The 22,617-nt window shown below is 67.4% G+C and carries 11 protein-coding genes and 2 pseudogenes; 3 read left to right on the top strand and 10 right to left on the bottom strand.

The window, feature by feature from the left end:
- The first annotated feature begins 733 nt into the window (after nucleotides 1–733).
- From ACGFU6_RS07280 to ACGFU6_RS07270, 3 genes are all read left to right on the top strand, one after another.
- Nucleotides 734–3,772: a TIM-barrel domain-containing protein gene (locus ACGFU6_RS07280; RefSeq protein WP_393608687.1), complete on the top strand. Its 3,039-nt coding sequence runs from the start codon at nucleotides 734–736 to the stop codon at nucleotides 3,770–3,772.
- Between the two features lie 196 nt (nucleotides 3,773–3,968).
- Nucleotides 3,969–5,441, top strand: coding sequence for an RICIN domain-containing protein (locus tag ACGFU6_RS07275; protein ID WP_393608685.1), 1,473 nt, complete (start codon nucleotides 3,969–3,971; stop codon nucleotides 5,439–5,441).
- A 311-nt stretch (nucleotides 5,442–5,752) separates the two neighbouring features.
- On the top strand, nucleotides 5,753–7,129 hold the full coding sequence (locus ACGFU6_RS07270) for a glycoside hydrolase family 76 protein (protein ID WP_393609063.1): 1,377 nt from the start codon (nucleotides 5,753–5,755) through the stop codon (nucleotides 7,127–7,129).
- Between the two features lie 103 nt (nucleotides 7,130–7,232).
- On the opposite strand, the gene ACGFU6_RS07265 is transcribed toward ACGFU6_RS07270, so the two are convergent.
- The 10 genes and pseudogenes from ACGFU6_RS07265 to ACGFU6_RS07220 form a co-directional block, all read right to left on the bottom strand.
- Nucleotides 7,233–8,906 carry a glycoside hydrolase family 27 protein gene (locus tag ACGFU6_RS07265; RefSeq protein ID WP_393608684.1) on the bottom strand — a complete coding sequence of 558 codons (1,674 nt, stop codon included), beginning with the start codon at nucleotides 8,904–8,906 and terminating at the stop codon, nucleotides 7,233–7,235.
- Between the two features lie 107 nt (nucleotides 8,907–9,013).
- Nucleotides 9,014–11,644: a glycoside hydrolase family 97 catalytic domain-containing protein gene (locus ACGFU6_RS07260; RefSeq protein ID WP_393609062.1), complete on the bottom strand. Its 2,631-nt coding sequence runs from the start codon at nucleotides 11,642–11,644 to the stop codon at nucleotides 9,014–9,016.
- 211 nt (nucleotides 11,645–11,855) lie between these two features.
- Nucleotides 11,856–12,803 (bottom strand): PmoA family protein, encoded by a 948-nt coding sequence (locus ACGFU6_RS07255; protein WP_393608683.1) that lies wholly within the window; start codon nucleotides 12,801–12,803, stop codon nucleotides 11,856–11,858.
- Nucleotides 12,793–14,922 (bottom strand): glycoside hydrolase family 2 TIM barrel-domain containing protein, encoded by a 2,130-nt coding sequence (locus tag ACGFU6_RS07250; protein ID WP_393608682.1) that lies wholly within the window; start codon nucleotides 14,920–14,922, stop codon nucleotides 12,793–12,795. The genes ACGFU6_RS07255 and ACGFU6_RS07250 overlap by 11 nt, the downstream gene beginning before the upstream one ends.
- 639 nt (nucleotides 14,923–15,561) lie before the next feature.
- The gene (locus ACGFU6_RS07245) at nucleotides 15,562–16,764 is read right to left on the bottom strand and encodes a PucR family transcriptional regulator (protein ID WP_393608681.1); all 1,203 of its coding nucleotides are present in this window, start codon (nucleotides 16,762–16,764) and stop codon (nucleotides 15,562–15,564) included.
- A 516-nt stretch (nucleotides 16,765–17,280) separates the two neighbouring features.
- Nucleotides 17,281–17,694, bottom strand: a pseudogene (locus ACGFU6_RS07240) (RICIN domain-containing protein).
- Between the two features lie 18 nt (nucleotides 17,695–17,712).
- Nucleotides 17,713–18,897, bottom strand: a pseudogene (locus tag ACGFU6_RS07235) (glycoside hydrolase family 27 protein); the annotation flags it as partial.
- Between the two features lie 464 nt (nucleotides 18,898–19,361).
- A complete protein-coding gene (locus ACGFU6_RS07230; RefSeq protein ID WP_393608680.1) occupies nucleotides 19,362–20,273 on the bottom strand; it encodes a carbohydrate ABC transporter permease in 912 nt (303 codons plus the stop codon).
- Nucleotides 20,270–21,283 carry a carbohydrate ABC transporter permease gene (locus ACGFU6_RS07225; protein WP_393608679.1) on the bottom strand — a complete coding sequence of 338 codons (1,014 nt, stop codon included), beginning with the start codon at nucleotides 21,281–21,283 and terminating at the stop codon, nucleotides 20,270–20,272. The genes ACGFU6_RS07230 and ACGFU6_RS07225 overlap by 4 nt, the downstream gene beginning before the upstream one ends.
- Nucleotides 21,280–22,539: an ABC transporter substrate-binding protein gene (locus tag ACGFU6_RS07220; protein ID WP_393609060.1), complete on the bottom strand. Its 1,260-nt coding sequence runs from the start codon at nucleotides 22,537–22,539 to the stop codon at nucleotides 21,280–21,282. The genes ACGFU6_RS07225 and ACGFU6_RS07220 overlap by 4 nt, the downstream gene beginning before the upstream one ends.
- Nucleotides 22,540–22,617 lie beyond the last annotated feature (78 nt).

Here is a 22,617-nt window from a genome sequence, read left to right as displayed (position 1 = left end):
CAACGAGGCTTGCGGGAAGAGTAGTTGCCCGCACCCCGGCCAATCCCGCCCCTCACGAAGATGCCCTTCGACCAACGAAGGGACTACCACCAGTGTGCTGTGATGTTGTTTTTTGAGTCAAGACTCAGAGAAAGAAACAGTTCAACACACGAGCCTCCAACGACAACCTGCAGGCCGGAGGCCTACCGAGGGCCGGCCACCAAGGGCGCAAATCGCGCACCGGGGAACAGAGGCACCCACCGCCACCCCGCATCATCGAGAACCCTTCCGCGTGCAGCAGGGTTGACCCTCGGGCGACTCCGGACCTACCGTCACCACCCGTAGCCATTCACATTGCAGTTCGATGTTCAAGTACATGAACTCATGATGCAGGCGGCCCGACCCCTGCATTGCATGAAGGCGCGCAATACCCGGGAGCGCATCCCCCGGGGCGGTGCGCCGTGAAACACCCCCTCTGCAACGGCGGTTGCCGCACGCAGTGAGCTGACCGACCACCGTCGCCGGCATCGACACCCTCCGACCCCCACTAGCGATCGACGACTTCGCGACGCGGCACTCGAACCGCGTCGGCCCGGGCTCCTCCCCTCACCGGCACGGCTGCGTACCTCGGCAACGGCCCACGCAGCAGAACCGCTTCCCCCACTGCATCACCCACGAGGACCTACGCCTCGCTCGCGGGCCCTGCGTGCGCAAAGCCGCAAAGCCTCTGGCTGCTACACGTATTGGAGACGCAATGAAGCGCGAACAGATCAAACGCCGGACCCTGCTCGCAACGGCTGCCGGTGCGCTCGCCGCGGGCGCCGTCACCTCCCTGCCCCACCGGGCCCTCGCGGCAGCCGGAGAAGGGGAGCAGCTCTCCGACTACGCCAAACACACCGCTGAGGGCAGCCGTCGTGTCACCGTCACCAGCGTGACCGGACAGCGGCTCCGGCTCACGGCGTACGGAAACCAGATGGTCAGGGTGAGCGCCGCCCGCGCCAAGGAGGAGTTCTTCTCCGACACCCGCTACGAGATGGTGCAGCCGGAGAGTCACACCTCTCTGGGCGGAAGCCTGAAACTCACCGTCACCAACGACACCCTCGAGTTCCGCACCGGCGCAGCCGACGGACTGCGCATCGTCCTGCACAAGAAGCCGTTGCGGCTGGAGTTCTACTCGCTGGCCACCGGCGCCCTGCTGGCGAAGGAGGACGCCACACGCGGCCTTTCCTGGAGCGGGGCGAACAGCACCATCGCCACCCAGTCGTTCGTCCCGCCGTCCTCCGGTGAGCGCTTCCTCAAGGCCGGACACGGCATGCTCGGCCGCACACCCCGGCTCGACCGCACGGGTGACACGGTCTCCCACAACTACGCGGACGCGTCGGCCAGGAACCCCGACAACCAGGCACCGGCCATCGTGCCGTTCTACCTGTCCGACAAGGGATACGGCGTCTTCTTCAACACCACGTTCGACACGACCTTCCACTTCGGCGGGGCGAGCGGGTACGGCTTCTTCGCCGACGGTCACGACGCCGGCGGTGTGAGCCCCCAGCTCGACTACTTCCTGATCAATGGCCCGCGGTTCGCCCAGCTCCTCGACCGCTACACACAGCTCACCGGCCGCCCACGGCTGCCTCAGCGATCCGTGTTCGGGCTTCAGCTCTCCGACAAGAACTTCGCCGACGTGAGCGACCAGAACTGGTGGCGGGAGAAGATCACCCAGCACCGCGCCGCTGGCTTCCCCTTCGATCACCACGTCAACGACAACCGCTGGCGTGAGGGCTCGGGCTCCTGGTCCGGTTCGTGGTTCGAGTTCAGCCACGACCGCTGGCCCGACCCCGCCGGCTACCAGAAGTGGGCCGCCGAAAACGGCGTCACCGTGACTCTGGACTACAACCGGAACAACACCAATGAGATGGCGGGATGGAAGGGCGGCCCGCCGCCCGGATACAGCTTCGCGACGGCTGACCTCCAGGACGTGAAGGAGAACAACGCCGTTCCCGACTGGACCAACCCCGACACCCGCGACTGGGTGTGGAAGGTCTTCTGGGACAAGGCGCTCAACCCGGCACTCAAGTACCCCGGTGACGCCTTGTGGATCGATGAGGTCGACGACCTCGGAGCGATCCCGTACACGGCGAAGACGGCCGACGGCCGCCGCTGGGCGGAGGGGCGCAACGCCTACTTCCTGGACGTGCACAAGGCGGTCGGCAAGGAAGGCTGGGACCCCGACAAATCCGGGCACATAGGAGCCGTCAAACGCCCCTGGACCTGGAGTCGTGGTGCCACCGCGGGCCAGCAGCGCTACGGGCACTACTGGACGGGTGACATCAGCTCGACCTACGACGAGATGCGGAACCAGATCCGGGGCATGCAGACGGCCGGTCTCGGCGGCTTCCCCTTCGCGAACATCGACGGCGGAGGCTTCGGCAACGGCAGCCTGATCTCTGACGCGTTCTACCGCAACTGGCCCGCCGGCTGGTCCAGCCTTTCGCCGATCTGGCGCCCGCACGGCACTGCCTCGACCAAGGACCGCGGCAAGCTGGCATCACGCTGGCCGCTCGACCAGAGCACCCAGGCGCGGGCGGACTTCGCGAAGTACGGTCAGCTGCGGTACGGCCTGATGCCGTACATCTACACCCTCGCCCACCAGGCCAACGCCACCGGCATGCCCATGGCCAGGGCCATGGTGATCGACTACCAGAACCGGCCGCAGGCCTACACCCACGACCTGCAGTACATGTGGGGTCCCTCGCTCCTCGTCGCCCCTGTCACCTCCGACGGGGGAAGCGTCCAGCAGATCTGGCTGCCGGCTGGAACCACCTGGTACAACTTCTGGGCGGACATCAAGCACACCGGATCCGACACCGCGGACCTCCCCTACACCACCCGCACCGGAGAAACACCACTGTTCGTCAAGGCCGGCGCCATTCTGCCCAGGTACCCCTACGCGCAGAGCACCGCCTACCTCACGAAGCGGCAGCTCGAGATGGACGTCTACGCGGGGGCCGACGGCGCCTTCGAGGTCGTCGAGGACGACGGGGTGACCGAGGCGTACCGGACCGGCAAGAAGACGAGCGTCACTCGCCTCACCTACGCCAACGCCTCCAAGCGCGTCGTCATCGCTCACCCGAAGGGGACGTACGAGGGGGCGCCGGACAAACGGCGCTACGTGATCCGCATGCACGGCCTGGAGGCGCCCGTCGGGATGCGGGTCAACGGCGGTGCCACACTGCCCGCCTTCTCCAGCGAGGCCGCGGCTCTCCTCAGCGACAAGGGCGCCGGAAGCGTATGGGACGCGAAGGCGAAGATCCTCAGCGTCGTCACAGCGGAAATTCCCGTTGTCCGGGACGGCGGCAATGCCGCCACCGTCGAGCCCAGCGGCGGCTCCTACCCCGCCGTCGGCGGCGGCACGGTCTACCAGGCCGAGACCGCCCGGCTCGACAGCACCTTCTCCATCGACACCAGCCACCCCGGCTACACCGGAACCGGCTACGCCGACTTCACCGGCACGTCCGCGGACGGCTCCACCATCGCGTGGACGGTCGCCGTGGCAGCGGCCGGCACGAAGCGGCTCCTCGTCCGCTACGCCAACGGGAGCGGCAATGACCGCCCCCTGTCCATCGATGTCAACGGCAAGAAAGCCGGCACGTTGGCCATGTCGCCCACCGGCGGCTGGGACACCTGGGCGACGGACTCCGTCACCGCGGACCTCCCGAAGGGCGATGGCATCACCGTCCGCGCGGTCCTCACCGCGCCCCAGGGCGCCAACATAGACAGCCTGACCGTGCTGTAACGACGCCGCACCGGCAGGTGCGGCGTCACCCGCGCGGTGGCCGTCAGGGCCGGCGGTCCTGGCGGTCACCGCGCGGGCCGCGGCGGGACGCGGACGGCAGGGACCTTGCCGGCTGGGCCGGGCCCCGAGCGCAGGCCGCTTGAGTCATCGTCATCCACTCACGTGACATCACACCCCCGATTCCCAGAGGTACGGCATGTTCGCACGCACCCTCAATTCTGTTCGGCGCCTGTCCTGGGGCGCCCTCTCACTCCTCGCCGCCCTGGCCGTCGTGCTGGTGGCGGTGCCCCCCGCACGTGCCGACCCGACGAGCACGTTCACACCTGGAAAGTCCTGGACCGACACCTCCGGCCGCGCCCTCCAGATGCACGGCCTCGGCATCGTCAAGGTCGGGTCCGCGTGGTACGCCTTCGGCGAGAACAAGACCGGTGAGAGTTCGGCGGACACGAGCTTCCAGTCCATCGACTGCTACCGGTCCACCGATCTTTCGCACTGGTCCTACCAGGGCGCCGCGCTGAGCCGACGGTCCAGCGGCGATCTGGGCCCCGGCCGCGTCGTGGAGCGACCCAAGGTCCTCTACAACGCCTCCACGGCCACGTATGTGATGTACCTGCACATAGACAGCCCGTCCTACGGCGAGGCGAAGGTGGGTGTGGCCACCAGCAAGACACCGTGCGGCACCTACGACTACCGGGGAAGCTCCCGCCCTCTGGGTGCCCAGAGCAAGGACATCGGTGTCTTCCAGGACACCGATGGATCCGGGTATCTGATGCGCAGGGACCCCGAGCACGGCCTGCGCATCGAAAAGCTCTCGGACGACTACCTCACCGTCACGAAGACGGTCCAGACCTTCCCCGACTACGAGTCCCCCGCGATGGTCAGGACGGGCGGCCGCTACTACCTGCTCGCATCCAACCTGACGGGCTGGAGGACCAACGACAACGTCTACGCGACCGCCACGTCGTTGTCCGGCCCCTGGACCCCGTTCCGGACCTTCGCACCACCGGGCACGAAGGCGTACGACTCCCAGACCGCCAACATCATCCCGGTACAAGGTACTTCGGCCACCACCTTCATCTACGCGGGCGACCGCTGGAACACCGACGATCTCGGCTCGTCCCCCCTCGTGTGGCTGCCCCTGACCATCAGCGGGACCACGGTGACCGTCAGCTGGCAGAACTCCTGGACGCTCGACCTCGGGGCCGGCACCTGGACGGGCACCTCCAACCCACCCGCCGCCACCCGCCGCCTCACGAGTGCCGCGAGCGGACACCTGATGGACGTGCGCGGCGGCGCCACGGCCAACGGAACAGCGGTCGTCCAATGGCCCGCCACCGGGGGCTCCAACCAGAAATGGGCGCTCCAACGAGAGCGCGGCAACGTCTACACCCTGGTCGGCGCCGACAGCGGCAAGTGCCTGGAGGTCCCCGGCAAGGCCACGGCACAGGGCACCCGCCTCGACATGTGGGCCTGTGACGACGGAACCAACCAGCAGTGGGCCCTGCAGGCCGCAGGCACGTACACCTCGTCCACCAACGTCTCCTACGTCCTGGTCAATCTGGGCAGCGGCTGGGTGGCCGACGTGGCCAAGGAGTCCACCGCGCCCGGTGCGGCGCTCCAGCAGTGGGCCTCCACCGGCGGGACGAACCAGATCTGGAAACTCAGCTGAACGACGCAGGCCGGGCCATGGCGTCCCTACCGCCCGGGCCCTGGCCGCGGTCCTGCTACTGATTCAGCCACGAGCCCCGCCTCCCTGCTCGCTGCCCTCCACCACGGAGGGCGGCGAGCGAGTGGGTCCGATCCGTTGACGTGGCCAGGCACCCTGGCTACTTTCGGAAAACGCTCTCCCCCATTCGGCAGAACATCCCCCACCGGATCAATCGTTTCGGGAGTCTCCCCCCCCCCATGAAGTCACTCCGATCCATTCCGACGGCCTTGGTCGCCACTCTGACAACGTTGTCCCCCCTCCTTCTCGGCGGGATGTCGGCGCCCCCCGCCGCCGCGGCGCCCGCCGCCGTGTGCAACACGTACTGCGACGCGCGCGATCCGGCACTGAGTCCCCAGGACAGGGCCCCCGTCACCGCCTCGGTCTCTGGCAGGTCGATCTCACTGCACTTCGACGACGCCGACGCGATGGGCTGGGCGTCCATCGACAACGGCGGCTCCGGTGACCAGGTGTGGCTGGACCGGTCCATGGACGGCGGCCGCACCTGGGCGTCCGGAAGCCGCCTCGGCGACACCGCCGTGCCGTCCGGAGGAACCGGCTGGCGTACCCAGATGTACAACGTCGACGACTGGAACACCCGGGGCGTCGGGGCCCTGCGGGCGTGCGGGCAACCGGCCGGCGGGGCCATCGCGTGCACCCCCTGGGCGCGCACCACCTGGAACGCGGGCAGCCGCAGCACCGCGGCGGCCACCGCGCTCATGATGTCGTTCGACCGGAGCAGCAAGCTGTTCGGCGGCAACGGCTGGTGGACCGCTGCCAACGCTCTGACCGCGGTCATCGACAACAGCAGGATCAGCGGCATGGGCAGTTACACCTACGCCATCGCCGAGACGTACGACAAGAACGTCAACGCGCAGGGAGGGCAGTTCCGCAACGAGTACCTCGATGACACCGGGTGGTGGGGTCTGGCCTGGATCGAAGCGTACGACGTGACCGGCGACAGCCGGTACCTCGACACAGCGCGGGCCGACGCGGACCACATGCAGGCGAACTGGAACAGCACCTGTGGCGGCGGGGTGCGGTGGAGCACGAACGGGAACTACAAGAACGCCATCACCAACGAGCTGTTCCTCCAGCTCAACTCCGCCCTGCACAACCGCATCCCCGGCGACACCGCGTACCTGGACCGGGCGAAGAGCGAATGGAACTGGTTCCGGAACAGCGGCATGATCAACGGTGACCGCATGATCAACGACGGTCTCACCGATGCCTGCGCCAACAACGGCCAGCCCACCTGGACCTACAACCAGGGCGTCGTCCTGGGCGCGCTGACTGAGTTCCACAAAGCCACCGGCGACGCCGGCCTCCTGACGACCGCACGCGAGCTGGCCGACGCCTCCACCACGCGGCTGGAGACGGACGGCGTCCTGCGCGAACCGGGCGAGGGCGACAGCTGCACGGGAGACGGCCCCAGCTTCAAGGGCGCCTATGTACGCGGCCTCGGCACCCTCAACCGCCGGCTCTCCGACCACCCCTACGCCCCTGCCCTCACCCGCTGGGCCAACAGCGCCTACGACCACGACCGCAACCCGCTCGACCAGTACGGCCCCCACTGGAACGGCGGCAACGGCACCACCGACTACGGCTGCCAGCAGAGCGTCCTCGACCTCCTCAACGCCGCCACGGGCTGAAGGAACCCGCACCAGGGCCTCCGGCGGACCACGTGGCAGTGCCCCGGCCCGTGCGCGTACCACGCGCACGGGCCGGGGCTGTTTCAGTCCGGGGCGGAAGGAATCAGCCCAGGCTCCACTGCTGGTTCGCCCCGCCGTTGCAGGACCACAGTTCCAGCGCGGCGCCGTTGACGTTTCCTGCGGGCTTGTCGCCGCCCGTGACGTCGAGGCACAGGCCCGACTGGGTGCCGGTGATGGTTCCGTCGGCGTTGAGTTTCCACTGCTGGTTGGCTCCGCCGTTGCACGTCCACAGCTGCACCGGCGTGCCCCGGGTGGTCCCCTTCTCGTAGGCGTCAAGGCACTGCGAGCCGTTGTAGAGCCGCAGCTCACCGGCAGCGGTGAGCGTCACGGCCTGGTTGGGCCGCCCGTTGCAGTCCCAGATCTCGATCTTGGTACCCGGCGCCGTCTCAGCACCTTCCGCGTCCAGGCAGCGCTTGGACGCGGCGCTGATCAGGGGGTGGGTCGTGCCGGTGCTGCTGCCGGTGCCGGCCGAGACCCGATACATGACCGTACCGTGCGCGGGCACCGACGCGCTGATCGTGCCGCTCGTGGACGACACCGCCTTGGTCCACAGGTTGGCGAGTCTGTACGAGGACGCTGCCGGCAGCCCGGCCGCGGCAGCCGTGGTGCTGACGGTGGCGGCAGAGCCGTTCTCGTTGGTGAGCGTGACCGACCGGTCGCCGTTGGCGAGTTGCTTGGACATCACGACGGATCCGCCGGAGGAGGAGACGACGGTGCCCTGCTGGCCCAGCGGGTCCTGGTCGACGGCGATGACGTCGGTGTTCTCCAGGATGGTGAACGTCGCCGGGCTCGCTGTGCGGATGTCGCTGCCGATGAGCAGCGGCGCGGCCATCTGTGACCAGAGGCTGAAGTGGGTGCGGTATTCGGTGTCGGTCATGCCGCCGTTGCCGACCTCCAGCATGTCCGGGTCGTTCCAGGCGCCGGGCTTGGCGTACTGCGCCCGTGGCTGGTTCTTGTGGGCTATCTCGATCATCTTGGACCAGGTGTCGTTGATGTCTCCGGTGGTGCGCCAGGAGTTGCCGATGTCCGGCGCCCAGTTCCAGGGTGAGTTGGAGCCCCACTCGCAGATGCTGTAGAGGATCGGACGGCCGGTGGCCTTCAGCGCGTCGCCCATGGTCTTGTACCGGGTCTTGGCGTCGGCGCCGGTGTTGTTGCAGTTGTCGTACTTCAGGTAGTCCACGCCCCAGGAGGCCCACTGATCGGCGTCCTGCTTCTCGTGTCCGAGACCGCCGGGGAAGCCGTTGTCCGCACAGGTCTTGGTGCCCGCGCTGGAGTAGAGGCCGAACTTCAGCCCCTTGGCGTGGACGTAGTCAGCTACGGCCTTGATGCCGTTCGGGAAGCGCTCCGGGTCGGCGACCAGGTTGCCGGCGGCGTTCCGCGAGGGCAGCGCCCAGCAGTCGTCGAGGTTGACGTAGGTGTATCCGGCGGCCTTGAGGCCCTTGGAGACGAAGATGTCGGCGATGCCCTTGACCATCGCCTCGTTGAACTGCGATCCGCAGCCTGTGGTGTTCCAGTTGTTGAACCCCATCTGCGGGGTCCGGGCAAGGCCGTTCTCCACCGCAGCGGCCTGCGGCGCGGCCGCGACGACGGCGGCCTGCACTCCGACGGCGACTCCGGAGGTCACTGCGGCTGCGCCTGCCAGACCGCCGGCGGTGAGCGCGAGGGAGGCGGCCGAGGCCGCGAATCGTCTTCTGAAACCTTGCCGTTCGTAGGACATGTACGGCTCCTGAGGATGGTCCCGCAAGGGTGAGCAACTACGTGGGCACGTGCGGGATGTGCGTACCCTCGTCGCAAACCGGGCACCCCTCGGCCGGGGCGCCCCGGTCAGCTGGGGGATGACGAGGTCGGGGCGGTGGCCCACCTCTGATTTGCCGCTCCGCTGCACGGCCAGATGATCACCTGAGTGCCGTTCGTCGTGCCGCGGTCGTATGCGTCCAGGCACTTGCCGGACGCCACATTGACGATCGAGCCGCCCGCCATGACACGCCACTTCTGACTCGTCGCGTTGGTGCAGTCCGTGATGACGGCGGCGCTTCCGTCGGCGCTCGCCCCGTCGCGGACGTCCAGGCACTCCGTGGGATAGACCCTGAGCTGGTTGGAAGCCGTGGAGGTCCAGGTCTGGTTGGGGCCGCCGTTGCAGTCCCACAGCGCCGGCCGGGTTCCGTTGCCCGTCTCGTTGTTGGGTACGTCCAGGCAGCGCCCGGACTCCTGGCCCTTCACCGCTCCTGTCGCGGCGCCGCGTGCCCACTTCTGCTGGGCTCCGCCGTCGCAGCCGCGGATCACGAGTGCCGTACCGGTCGCGGTGCCGTGGTCACGGGCCTCCAGGCACTTGCCCGAGGCCGGGTTGACCACGGAGCCGTCGTCCTTCACGGTCCACTGCTGGGCGCCGGTGTTGTTGCAGTCCCAGATCTGGACCGCCGTCCCGTCCGTGGTCGCCGCGCCGTCGACGTCCAGGCACTTCCCGGGAAACACGCGGAGCTGCCTGGCCGGGTTCTGCGTCCAGAGCTGGTTGCTGTCGCCGTTGCAGTCCGCGAGCCGGACGTCGGTCCCGTTGGTCTGCGTACCGTTCGGCACGCCGACGCACAGTCCGGACTCCTGGCCCTTGAGTACGCCGTCGGTGTCGGAGGAACCGCAGGTCGTCATCCCCTCCGTGTAGGGACACAGGACGGAGGCGAAGCCGCCGTTGCGCTGCATCGCCACGGACAGGGTGTCCGTGCGGGAGACCACCTTGGTTTCCCGTACGAGCGGGCCGGTGCCGTCGCGTACGGTCTCCAGGAGCCACCGGCCGTCGCCGAGGAAGCCGAGCGGTGTCTGGAACGTCTTCGCGGCCACGGACGAGATGCCGCCGACGTACCACCTGCCGCCCGCCCGGCGAGCCATGTAGGCGTCCTCACCGGGTGTGCCGGCGAGGAGCCGCGTCTCGTCCCAGGCCGTCGGGAGCTGATCGAGGATGCGCAGCGCCTCGGGCCGTGACTGGTAGCTCTCGGGGTTGTCCGCGTAGTGCTGCCAGCCCGACTCGAACACCACTGCTGTCGCCAGCTCATGGGCGTCGGTGGTGTCCCGGTTGCTCATGCTGAAGACGACGGGAGTGAAGTCCATGCTGGAGATCACGTTGCGGGTGAACGGGAGCACCGTGTTGCGGGCAGCCCGGTTGTTCTGCTGTTCCGCGCCGTAGACCGCCTCACCCGTCATGACGTGCGGCCAGGTTCGCTGCATGCCGCGCGCGGTGGCGGCGCCGTGGAAGTTGACCAGCAGCTTGAGCTGAGCGGTCTGGGCGAGCACGGTGTCGTACCACTTGAGGGTGGGCTGGGTGTACTCGTAGCTGAAGTCGATCTTCACTCCTGCCACGCCCCAACTCTTGACGAGGGGTAGCCACTTGTCACGCTGCTCGGCCGTCTGGAGGCCGGAGGAGTTGAACCAGGCGATCACTTTGACGCCCCGGGCGTCGGCGTACTTCACGAGGTCCGGCATCCAGCTGGACTGCCAGCCCTCGTCGACCAGGACGTAGTCCCAGCCGTGGTGCTGGGCGAAGTCGATGTATTTGCGCTGGCGGGCGGGATCCGACGGGCTCGAGTGCTCGGTCAGCCAGGACCAGGCGGACGCGCCCGGCTTGATCCAGGAGGTGTCGCTCACCTTGGACGGCTGGGCGAGGTCGTCGACGATCGTCGATTCGGTGACGGCCGCCAGGTCCCCGACGGCGGCGGTGCGCCACGGCGTGGCCAGCGGCAGCGTCGCGGTGACGGGAGCGTTCGTGATCGAGGTGCCGTAGTTACCGGACCCTGCCTGGTGTGTCAGACGGCTGCCGGCGTAGCGGCCGTCGAGGTCCGTCTCGGCCAGCAGCGCGTACGTCGAACCGACCCGGAACAGAGCGGGTACGGCGTAGTCGTTGGCCGGAGCGCCGCCCGCGGTCGTACGGATCCACTGTCCCTGATCCTCTCGGCTGGCCGGGACCAGCCAGGCGTTCGCCGACGCCGGTACGTCCCAGGAAGACGCCTCCCGCTCGACTGTCACACTCCCGGAGCCGGGCAGGACGTACCGGTACGCGGCGCCGGTGCTCGATACGCGCACCAGGACGTCCAGCCGCGCGCCGCCGGAGCCGGTGAAGGACAGGGTCGTCTCGGTGTAGGCGGTCTGCCGCGAGTGCTTCTTCCCGGTCGTCATCGTGTAGGACTCGGTGACCGTCCGGTCCTTGCGCCCGGTGAACGCCAGCCCCTTCGTCAGGTCGGCGGAGGTGGTCTCGATGCCGATCGGGGCGGGGTTCAGTACGGCAGTTCCCTGACGGGACACCCCGAATCGCAACCCTCCCTCATTGCTTTCGAGGCTCACCTGGGCGGAGACCGGCGCGTTGACGGACGGTCCCGCGACCGTCCACGTGGTGGCCGCGGGGGCAGGCGCTGCGGGGGCCGGGGCCGCGGGGAGGACAACGGCGGCCAGAGCGGCCGCCAGTACGTACATGGCCAAGAGGCGCGGACTTCTGAACTTGCTCCTATACATGGCGAACTCCGTCCGTGGGGGCAGTGGGGCACAGTGTGTAGACCTGTTGAATTGAGCGTCAACGGTTCGCACAAGAATGAACAGAACTCCAACTAGGCTTGTAGTGCAGGCCAATGGAGAAGCTCACAGAGCCGCCTGCGTGGTGCCGCTGCACTGAACCGGCCCACGACGCTCACCACTGGTGGCTGTCGAGGTAGGCCTCGGCGCGGTCGCGGTCCCAGGCCCCGTCGGCGACGACAACGCGGTAGCGGTAGCCGAAGCTCTCCCCGGGTGGAAGCCGGAACGCATCGAGGAAGGCCCAGGACAGCGCCACCGAGGGAATGGGCTCGGAGCTCACGTGCCAGTGCGAGGAGTGGACCGCGTCCTCGTTCTCCGGGGCGTGATGGAAGAGCAGTGTGGACTGCGCGTCGGTCTCGTCGTGTTCGGCGGTGAAGACGACCCATGGCGCCTCCGAGGCCGGCACGCCCGTCAACTGTGCGGCGCCGGTCTGCCCCTCGCCCCCCAGGACGCCGGGGCCGAACACGTCGCCTCCGGCGAAGTCGCGCGGGCCGCGCCAGTTGAGTCCGGTGCAGCCGGCAGGCTCGCCGCCGGCGGTGGTGGCTGATCCGAAACGCAACGGCTCGTCGCGCATGTTGATGAGGTGCAGGGACCAGTCCAGAGCCCAGACGCCCTCCTTCCGGTCCACCGAGTGCAGCTCGATGGTGCGACGCTCGGCAGCCCATTCCTGGCCGCCGTTCTCCACCCAGGTCAGCCGCTCCACGAACCGCAGCCGGTCCTCCGCTACTTCGAAGTGCGAGAAGCCGTCGTGCCGCATGGACCCGACCCGCTCCTCCGCCCGGCCGCTTTCGGGCTCCCGGCAGGGGTGCGCGCCCGAGAAGTTCTGCTCGGCGACGAGGCCGGCGGTCATCTGCAGGCCTTTGTGCCAGCGGTGGCCGCTGGGTCGGTAGCCGGAGACCAGGCTGCCTGCCAGGGTCCGCAGCGGGTGGATGTAGGGCTTGCGGACCTCCGCGGGGTGCGGGTCCGGCGCGTACACGTAGGTGAGCAGTTCCACGTCACCGGAGGCGACCACTATGCGCTCACCGAGGGTATGCGTGACGGTGATGATCCGGTCAGCCGTCATGTGTCACACCGGATTCAAGGGTCCAGGTGACCTTGTCGGTGTGTGCCACACCATCGATGGAGGCCGTGACGGTGACGGTGTTGACTCCCGGACGCAACTCCAGGCCGGTCCACTTGAAAATGCGGTCCGAGCTGCTCCGCTTGCCCAGCGACGTGCCGTTGAGTGCGGCGGTGACCTCCGACGCATTCGAGTAGACCTTCAGGTCGGTGGCGGGGTCGGTGCGCGACGTCCAGCGGCGACTGGTGATGTACAGGGTCGGTGCGGCGGACCAGTTGGCCTTGTACCAGTAGAAGGCGTCCTTACGGAGCAGCCGGTCGCGGGTGACCAGACCCTTGTCGTTGATTCCGGGCCGGCCGCCCTCGTTGCGCCCGTCCGAGGCGAAGTCGAACATGTTCCAGACGAATGAGCCCCAGACGAAAGGCCGCGCGGCGAGCTGCTTCCAGGACGCCTCGTGCAGCAGCGCCTGGTACTCCTCCGGATGGAACGAGCCTCCCGCGCTGGGCGCTGACGGATTGAGCGCGTGCTGCCCGGGGTTCGCCCCGGCGCCGAACTCGGAGACGGCGAAAGTGCGGTTGGGCGACGCTGCGTGCAGCTTGTCGGCCCAGCTTCCCAGGTCGTTGTACGAACCTCCGTACCAGCCGTAGTACTTGTTGTACGCCGTCGTCTCGGCGTGGCCCGCCACTCCGGCATCGTTGCCGAGGTTGTTGGCGTAGGTGCTGAGGCGCTCCGGGTCCTCGCTCTCGACGAGCGCGGCCAGTTGGGCCAGGAGCTTGTTGGTGGCGGTGTTGTCGGTCCGCTGCTCGTTGCCGATCCCCCAGAAGACGATCGACGGGTGGTTGTAGTTCTGCCGGATCAGCTCACGCAGCTGGGTCCGCGTGCTCGACGTGAACGCGGCCGAGTCCGTGATGGCGTCCACCAGGGGAATCTCCGCCCACACCACCACGCCCGCGGCGTCCGCGAGGTTGTAGCCCTTCTGGTCGTGCTGGTAGTGCGCCATCCGCACCGCGGTGGCACCGATCTCCTCGATGAGGGCGAAGTCCTGCTCGTGGTCGGCATCGCTGACGGCCCAGCCGTCGTCCGCGCGGTCCTGGTGCAGGTTGACCCCGTGCAGGTTCACGTTCTTGCCGTTGAGCTTGAAGCCGTTAATGGCGTCGAGGCTGAAACTGCGCAGGCCGAGCGGCTCCGTGACCACGTCCGTGACGGTATCGGCGACTGCGTCCCGGATCTCGACGTGGGCGTTGTAGAGGTAGGGGTCGGCGAGTCCGTTCCAGCGGCGCGGGTTGGCGATCGTGAGCGTCTGCACGATGTCCATGCCGCTGTTGGCCTTGAGAGGCTGCGCCGTTGTGCTTCGATCGGCCACGACGGTGCCGTTGGCGTGGGTGACGACGGCGCGCACCACCACGGAGCGGCTGGTGGTGTTGTTGTTGAAGAGGGTCGTCTTCACGTCGACGGTCGCCGAGGCGGCCGTGACACTGCGCTGGCGCACATAGATGCCGGGGCCGGCGTAGTCGAGCATCCGCACCGCGAGCTTGTCGACTGCGTGCAGACTGACGTTGCGGTAGATGCCGCCCTGGAAGGTGTAGTCCGCGCCGAGCGGTGCGACGTCAGGGTTGTGTGCGTTCGTCACTTTGACTGCCAGCACACCGGCCTTCCCCGGCGTGAAGGCTTCCGTGACACCGAACCGGAATCGGGAATAGCCGCCTCGGTGCTGCCCGAGGTGAACACCGTCGATCCAGACGTCCGCGACCTGATTGACCCCTGCGAACTGGAGGAAGAGCATCATTCCCGAAAGGTTCGACGGCACCGTGACGCGCTTGCGGTACCAGCCGGTTCCTCGGTAGTAGCTGCCGCCGTCGGCTCCGTCCTCGGCGTTCCAGGTGTGCGGGACGCTCAGTGAGCCCCAAGCGCTGTCGTCGAAGTCGGCCCGTTCCGCTCCGGCGACGTCGCCCTTGCGGAAGAGCCAGCCGGAGTTGAGGCCGAGCCGGACTCGCCGAGCGGGCGGGGTGTAGGTCTGCAAGGCGGCCGACCCGGCGGCGGCCGTGCCGCCGGAGGCAAACGTGGCAAGGACTCCTCCTGCCATGGTGCCCAATACCAGCCGACGGCTTGGAAGTTCATTCATGACGTACCTCCGTGGAGGGTGGGGGACTCATGGGTGGCGGCTGCCTCGCACTCAACACGGAGGCATCTCGACTCAACCCGGCGATTCGCATATCTGAACACTCATCCGCAACATGAACGGCGACAGGGGGTGACGGTAGGCCCGGCCAACTCAGCGGTCAACCCTGCCGTTCGAGACAAATGGCACCGGGCACGATCAGATCGAGTCACCTTCCGTCGTTCATGTGAATGAACGACAAGGCGCGAAGCACCCTTCAACCTGCGGCTCGCCATCGACTCCGCACATGTTGGCAACTGTTTCCTTGTCTTTCATCTTTCCCTCAAAAGAAACACAACTGCACACTGTGCAACGCGCCTTCGCTGAGTGAAGTGCACCCCACAGCGGGCGAATACGGCTGCGGTAGGACCGGCCGACGGGTTCCCAGGCCGGCTCACCGTCACGCCCTGACGGCAGTGGGCTCTGCCCTGAGCCGGCCGACGCGGCCGGACTCAGCGGCCCCCGTCTGACGCTCATGGGTCGGGCCGAGGCCGAGTGCCTGGCCGATCCCCGTTCTCCGCACCGGCTCCCGCGTAGATCACGCAGGCGCTGAGGGCAGGTTCAACTGCACCGCCCTCCTGGCTGAACAGGCTGGATCCGGCCTCAGGACCGTCTACGGTTCAGCAGCCACCACGACGTCACCAGGTCTTCGGTGCGACGCAGGTTCAGCCCGGTGAGCTCCTGGAACCGGTTCACCCGGTACCGGACGGTGTTCGGATGTACGGCGAGCCGGGCGGCGACCTCCCGCACGTCCTGGTCGCATTCGAGGTACTCGCGCACCGTCTGCTCGATCTCGCTGCTGGAACGCCCGGCGACGTCGAGTGCCGTCAGGTGGCGCACGCAGAGCCCCTCGGCTGTGTGCGGGTCGGACAGTACGAGCGGTCGCGGCCCGAGATCGGACAGACGCACGAGGCCCGACATGGCGAACCGCTGTGCGGTCGACAGGGCCAGCACTGCCTCGTCGAAGCCGGTGTTGAGTTCCTCCAGCGGGAGCGGCGGACCGGCAGCCACCAGGTGACCGGCCATGGATTCGGGCGCTCTCGGTGCGATAAAGCCGAGTACCGGCCCGACCTGGGCGAGCAGGAGCCGGTCGGCCGGAACGCTCAGGGCGGACGCGATGGCTCGGCGGACCGCGTCGGCTTCGCCGGGCGACGTGGCCTGCACGGCGAGGGCGACATGATGCGCCTGTGGGGCGAGCCCGAAGAGGTGGGCGTCGCGATTGATCCGCTCGGCAGGGGACGTCCCGCCGAGCACACCGTTCGCGAAGGCCGAGCGGCGTTCGGCGTCGAAGTGTGCGCGTTCCAGAGCGAGATCGTGCTGGACTCGGGCGAAGATCGCGGACGCCTCGTTGGAGAACTCCCAGGTGCTGTCGTGCACCGCGAGCAAGAGGTCAGGGGGCAGACCCACTTCGGCCGCGACCTCGTCCAACAGCGCGAGCATCTCCCGGGAGCCAAGCTGATAGCCGATGGTGAGCACATCGAGCGGTACACCCTGGGCTGCACGCTCGACCGCGTAGCCACGAAGCATTTCGCGCAGGGCCGCGTCGGGAACGCGCAGGGAGGAGAGCTCCGAGACAAGGATGTCCATGAACCGGCGGGCGGAGGAACGGATCTCCTCGTCCGGGAGCACCTCGTAGCCCGGAACGTGCCGACGGATCAGCGTGACGAGGCGGTCCGCGAAGACATCGCTCAGGGTGCGCAGGCGTGCCACGGCAGCGATCACCGTGCTGTGGGTCGAGGCGTCAAGGGTGGCGAGGTCCGGCATGCTCCGACGTACGGGCCAAGCTGTTGGGGTCTCGTACTCCATGTCGACACCTACCCATCAACATTGTTACCCGGACCAAAGCTCCCGCGAGGATGTTATCGGTGCTCCGTAGTCCGAACGGTACGGCGCGGCCACACTATGGCGCATCTCCCGGCGACCTTGTTCCGCATGCCATGTCGGGTGCTCTTCAACGTCGAAGGGATCTCTCCTGTGGCACGTCTCCTCACGAAGTCCCCGGCCCGTCCGTCCGCATCCCGTTCGCCGGCGGGCTACGTTCTCGGCCTGCTGTTCGCCGGCAATCTGCTCAACTTCTACGACCGGGCCCTGCCTTCCGTCGTGCTGGAGCTGATCAAGAACGAGTTCGGCTTCGACGACACCCGGGTCGGTCTGCTCGCATCGGAGTTCGCCCTCATCGCGGCCCTCGCGGCCCTCGCAGGCACCCCACTCGGACGACTGGCCGATCGAGTCGCGCGCACAGCGGTCGCGGGCTGGGGGCCGGGCCGCCACGTCCGAAGGCGCCCCGACCGCTCCACAGCGGCCGCGCCACCTGGATCTCGGTCAATAGGACCAGGACCACTTCTGGTTCGCGCTGCCGTTGCAGGTCCACAGCTGCAACTCGGTGCCGTTCGCGGTCTTGGCGCCCTTCACGTCCAGGCACAGGCCGGACTTCTGGGCGACGATGGTGCCGTCGCTCTTCACGGTCCATTTCTAGGACGTCCCGCCGTGGCAGTTCCACTGCGAGACCTTCGTGCCGGGGCTCGTCCCGTTCTCGAAGACGTCCAGGCATTCCGTGGCGCCCATGGTGCGCAGTTCACCGGTGGAGGTCGGTGAGATCAGCTGGTTGAGGCCGCCGTTGCAGTCCCAGATCTGCTCCTTGGTGCCGGGCAGGTAGACGTTGCCGTCAGTGTCGATGCACTTGCCGGACTGGGCGCTGACCAGCGCGCCGGTGCCACCTGTCCCGGAGGTGGGCACCGCCGAGATGAGGGCGACGCCGCCGGGGGCCACGCTGGTGGTGTAGGTGCTGACGGTACCCAGCGGCTTGTCGTTGTTGATCATGTCGGTGATCTTCGCCGACCCGTTGAGTCCGAGCCGGGCCAGCGGGAGGCTGAAGGTGTGGCTGGACGAGGTGTCCGTGTTGAACACACCGATGTACCAGGTGCCGTTCTTCTCACGCTTGGCGAAGACCTGCTCGTTGCCGTCCTTGATGACCCGGGCAGCGGGAATGCCGTCCTGGTCGATCGCGATGAGCCGCTTGTTGGCCAGCAGCGCCTTGTCACCCGGGTCGAGATGCGTCAGGTCGGCGCCCAGCATGTACTGGGAGCTGGCCAGCGCCCACAGTGCCATGTTCGTCTGGCGCTGCGGCGGGGTGATGCCGTCGTTCTCGCCGTTGCCGACACCGAACGAGTCCAGGTCGTTCCATCCCCCCTTCCCCGCGTACGGCTGGTACTCGGCCGCGTCGTCGAACCTCTCGGAGACCTTCTCCCAACTGGTGAGCGGGAAGCTGTAGCCCTTCGGGCTGGCGCCGATGTCACCGTCGATGCGCCAGGCGTTCGACAGCTCCGACCAGGTGGAGGAGGCGGACAGGCTGGCGGACAGGCTGAGCGCGATCGGACGGCCGGTCTGTTCCAACGCCTTGGACCAGGCCCTGACGTCGGCCGTCTTCGACGGCCCGACCCCGTCCAGCTTCAGATAGTCCACGCCCCAGTCGGCGAACTGGTCCGCCCAGGAGTCGATGAACTCCTGCGCCCCGGGCTTGCTGAAGTCGATGTTCCGCATGCCCTTGCAGTTGAAGTTGCTCGCACTGCCCGATGTGGCGATCTGGTCCGCGGTGTACGACGTGCCCTTGATCTTCGTCTTCTTCGCCACCGCCTGCGCGGAGATGCCGGGCGTCACGTACAGGCCGAACTTCAGCCCCTTGCCGTGCACGTAGTCCGCGAGGACCTCCATGCCGTCCTTGGAATCACTGCCCGGGAACAGTGATCCGTCGGTCACCCAGCGACCATTGGAGTCCACATCAGGGCCCTGGCTGCCCGGGCACTTATACCAGAAGTCGTCCATGTTGGCGTAGTTGTAGCCGAGGTCCTTCAGCCCACTGGATACGAGGGCGTCGATCTGCGCCTTGAACTTCCCCGCCGTGGGGTCCCGCTGCAGGAACCCCCAGCCGCTCCAGCCCATCAGCGGCGCGTCGACGGCCAGACCGTTGTCCAGCATCGGTGCCGCGTCCGCCACCGGCACCGCAGCCGGCGATCCCAACGCCTGCGGCGCCGCCAGTCCGGTGCCGACAGTGAGGGCGAGCGCCACCACCATCCATCGAGATTTCATGTGTCCTCATCCTCGTTCCTGTGAGCGTGTGGCCGGCGACGGCGTGCAGGACCGCGGAAGGAGCTCTCCTTCTCGCCGTGGTCCCCGGCGCCGAACCTTGTTCATGCCTTGTCCACGACAGCGCGAAATGGGGTGATCAGTGTTTTTCCAGGCTGCTGCTTGCCTCCTTTCGGGGACGCTGCCCGTACATCGTTCGGGCAGGATCTTCAGCCCGCGCCCAGTCGGCGTCGTCGCGCCCGTCCACATCCCTCCGGGGCGGCCCCCCCCCCCCCCCCGGGCCCCCCCCCCCCCCCCCCCCCCCCCCCCCCGGACTCCCCTCAGCCCTTGTTGGCTCCGAGGGAGAGTCCCGAGATGAACTGCTTCTGCAGAAGGACGTAGACCACCAGGGTCGGGACCGCGGCGATCAGGGCGCCGGCCGCGATGAGGTTCTGGTTGCTCACGAACTGCCCCTGGAGGTTGGCCAGCGCCGAGGTGACGGGGCGCTTGTCTCCCGATGACATCAGCGTGATGGCCCAGAAGAAGTCGTTGTAGATCCAGGTCGTCAGCAGAGTGGCCAGCGCGGCCAGGGCCGGACGGCACAACGGGATCGTGAGCCGCCAGAAGCGGGTCCACAGGCTCGTTCCGTCGACCAGCGCGGCCTCGTACATCTCCCCCGGGATCGACTTCATGTAGTTGCTGAGCACGAAGACGCAGAATCCCAGCTGGAAGGCCACGTTGATCGCGATGAGGCCGAAGGCGGAGTTGTACATCAGGCCGCTGTCGCTCAGGAACGAGGGCAGCGGGATCTTCAGGTACATCCGGAACAGCGGCGTGATGATCACCTGCTGGGGCAGCAGGTTTCCGGCGGTGAACAGGATGAGCAGGGCCACGTTCACCTTGACGTTCACCCGGGTGAGGACGAACGCAGCACCGGAAGCCAGCGCGAGCACGATGATGACCGCCGGCACCGTGATCACGATCGAGTTCCAGAAGAACCGGCCCATGTTCGCCTGGGACCACGCGTCGCCGAAGTTGCTCAGCGTCAGGCTGTGCGGCAACGACACGTATCCGTGCTTGCGGGTGTCGGCGTACGGACGGACCGCGATGTACAGCGCGAAGAAGATCGGCAGCAGCCACAGCACGGAGGCACTGACCAGAAAGATCTGGGAGAGGACCTGGCCGCGTGGTCGCGCCGGGCGAACAGTGCCCGGCGGTGTCGCGACCCCCGGCAGCGTCGTCGGACTACTCACTGTGTTTCCTCCCTGCGGAACGTCTGACGGAGGAAGAGGCAGATCGGCACCAGCGAGATCAGGAGCAGTACGACCCCGAGGGCGGAGCCGAAGCCGACACGCTGGGTCTCACCGACGATGTTGGCGGTCACCAGGACCGACAGCAGTTCCAGGCCGTTGATGCCCTTGTTGGTGATGTAGACCAGGTCGAAGGCGCGGAGCGACTCGATGACGGTGATCACCATGATGACGACGTTGATCGGTCTCATCACGGGGAAGACGACCCGCCAGAACGTCTGCCAGGCACTGGCACCGTCCATCCGGGCGGCCTCCCGAAGGGTCGGGTCGACGGCCTTCAGACCCGCCAGGTACAGCACCATCACGTACCCCGCCTGCCGCCAGGTGGCTTCCAGGAGAACGGCCCACAGGTTCAGGTCCGGGTCGCCGAGCCAGTCGATGGCGTTGTTGTCCCCGGCTCGGCCGATGACGGTGTTGATCACGCCGTAGTTCTGGGAGTACATGAACTCCCAGATGATGCCGACGAGCGCCAGCGAGAGCATGACCGGCAGGAAGAGGATGCTCTGGTACATCCGGCTGCCGCTGATGCCGCGGTCGATGACGACTGCGAACACCATCCCCAGCGGGGTGGCGATCACGACGAAGACGGCGAGCCAGATGAAGTTGTGCTGGACCGCGGGCCAGAACTCCGGGTAGTTGGTGGCGGCCTGGTGGTAGTTCTGGACGCCGTTGACACACCCGTTGTTGAGGATCGAGGGCAGGGCGGGGTCGCATGCCTTCGTGTGCAGGTCGCCCACGCCGTTCCACCTGGTGAACGACAGCAGTACGGTGCCGATTGCCGGGAACCACACGAAGGCCAGGCTGAGCAGCAGTGGGATGCCGAGCAGAAGGGCGACGACGACGCGGTCCTGGGTGTTCAGGTGCCGTAGGCGGCGGGAACGCCGCGGCTTGCGCCGGTCGGCCGTGCGACCGGGCGGCGCCGGCAACCGGTGGGTGCGGGTAGTGGTGCTCATCCGGTGTAGATCGCCTTCGCCTGGGACTCGGCGCTCTTCTGCAGAGACGCGATGCCGCTGGTGCTGGGGTCGCTGATGAACTTCTGGATGAGGGAGATCATCGCGGTGGCCATGGCGGGGTCGGCGTCCCGGTCCATGAACTGGCCAACGGCCTTGCACTTGGCGATCTCGGCCACCGACTTCTTCTGGATGGCGTTGTACGTCGGCATCTTCAGGCCCTTGGCCAGACCGACGTCCCACTGGTCGGTCTTGAGGTACTCGGCCTCCGCCTCACCCGTGCCGATGTACTCCAGGACGGCCTTCGCCGCGGCAGGGTTCTTGGCCTTGTTGCTCAGCATGAAGCCGTCGGCGGGTGCGTCCATGTAGTCCTGTCCCCACTTCGCGTTGATCGCGGGGAAGGGGAAGAAGTCCAGGTCGTCCAGGTCCGCCTTGTCGCTGACGAACTGCGCGGCCACCTGGTTGGTGCCCTGGAACATCATCCCGGCCTTCTTGGACTCCAGCGTCTTGGCCGCGTCCTGCCACGTCCGGCCGTTCGCGCCGCTCTGCACGTAGGGCATCATTTCCGCCCAGTGCTGGAAGACCGTGTTCACGCCCTGGTCGGTCCACGCGATCTCGTGCTTCATCAGCTTGACGTGGTAGTCGTAGCCGTTGATCCGCATGTTGAGGATGTCGAACGTGCCCAGGGCCGGCCAGCCGTCCTTCTCGCCGAACGCGATCGGGATGAGCCCGTCGGACTTCATCTTCTTGCACAGCTCCAGGTACGCGTCCCACGTGGTCGGCACCGTGTAGCCGTTCTTCTTGAACAGGCTCTTGCTGTAGAAGACGACCCACGGGTAGTTGTAGAGCGGCACCAGGTACTGATGACCGTCGAGACCGGTGGAGAGCTGCTTGGCGACAGGACCGAAGTTGCCGCCGATCTTCTCCCATACGTCATCGATCGGCGCGGCCAGGCCCTGGGCCGCGAAGTACTGCATGCGGTAGCCGGCGAACCAGGTGAAGAGGTCGTCCGGAGTGCCCTGCAGGTAGCTGGTGATGTTCTGCTGGAAGGAGTTGTGGTCAACGGTGTTGATCTTGACCTTCACCTTCGTCGACGCCGTCGCGGAGGTCGTCAGCGCGGCGAACGCCGCCTTGGTCGCCGGGTCGGAGTAGTTCGACCCGAAGGTGACCGTGCTTCCCGCCACGGGACCCGACGACTTATCCGTGCCTTCGGCCTCCGAGTCGTCTCCACAGGCCGCGAGCAGTCCACCCGCGGCCACGGTCAGTCCAGCGGCACCCACGCCCCTGAGCAGAGTCCTGCGCGTGTGGGTGGGAGTGACGGCGCCTCTGTCCGGGTC

Source organism: Streptomyces sp. NPDC048462 (genome assembly GCF_043200175.1).
Lineage (GTDB): Bacteria > Actinomycetota > Actinomycetes > Streptomycetales > Streptomycetaceae > Streptomyces.
Note: the sequence above shows the minus strand (reverse complement) of the source record. Positions and strands in the feature narration are given on the sequence as shown.

Excerpts from the sequence above, each read along its gene's own strand:
- ACGFU6_RS07280 (WP_393608687.1), top strand. The coding sequence starts at position 734 with ATGAAGCGCGAACAGATCAAACGCCGGACCCTGCTCGCAACGGCTGCC.
- ACGFU6_RS07275 (WP_393608685.1), top strand. The coding sequence starts at position 3,969 with ATGTTCGCACGCACCCTCAATTCTGTTCGGCGCCTGTCCTGGGGCGCC.
- ACGFU6_RS07270 (WP_393609063.1), top strand. The coding sequence starts at position 5,753 with ATGTCGGCGCCCCCCGCCGCCGCGGCGCCCGCCGCCGTGTGCAACACG.
- ACGFU6_RS07265 (WP_393608684.1), bottom strand. The coding sequence starts at position 8,906 with ATGTCCTACGAACGGCAAGGTTTCAGAAGACGATTCGCGGCCTCGGCC.
- ACGFU6_RS07260 (WP_393609062.1), bottom strand. The coding sequence starts at position 11,644 with ATGTACGTACTGGCGGCCGCTCTGGCCGCCGTTGTCCTCCCCGCGGCC.
- ACGFU6_RS07255 (WP_393608683.1), bottom strand. The coding sequence starts at position 12,803 with ATGACGGCTGACCGGATCATCACCGTCACGCATACCCTCGGTGAGCGC.
- ACGFU6_RS07250 (WP_393608682.1), bottom strand. The coding sequence starts at position 14,922 with ATGAATGAACTTCCAAGCCGTCGGCTGGTATTGGGCACCATGGCAGGA.
- ACGFU6_RS07245 (WP_393608681.1), bottom strand. The coding sequence starts at position 16,764 with ATGGAGTACGAGACCCCAACAGCTTGGCCCGTACGTCGGAGCATGCCG.
- ACGFU6_RS07225 (WP_393608679.1), bottom strand. The coding sequence starts at position 21,283 with ATGAGCACCACTACCCGCACCCACCGGTTGCCGGCGCCGCCCGGTCGC.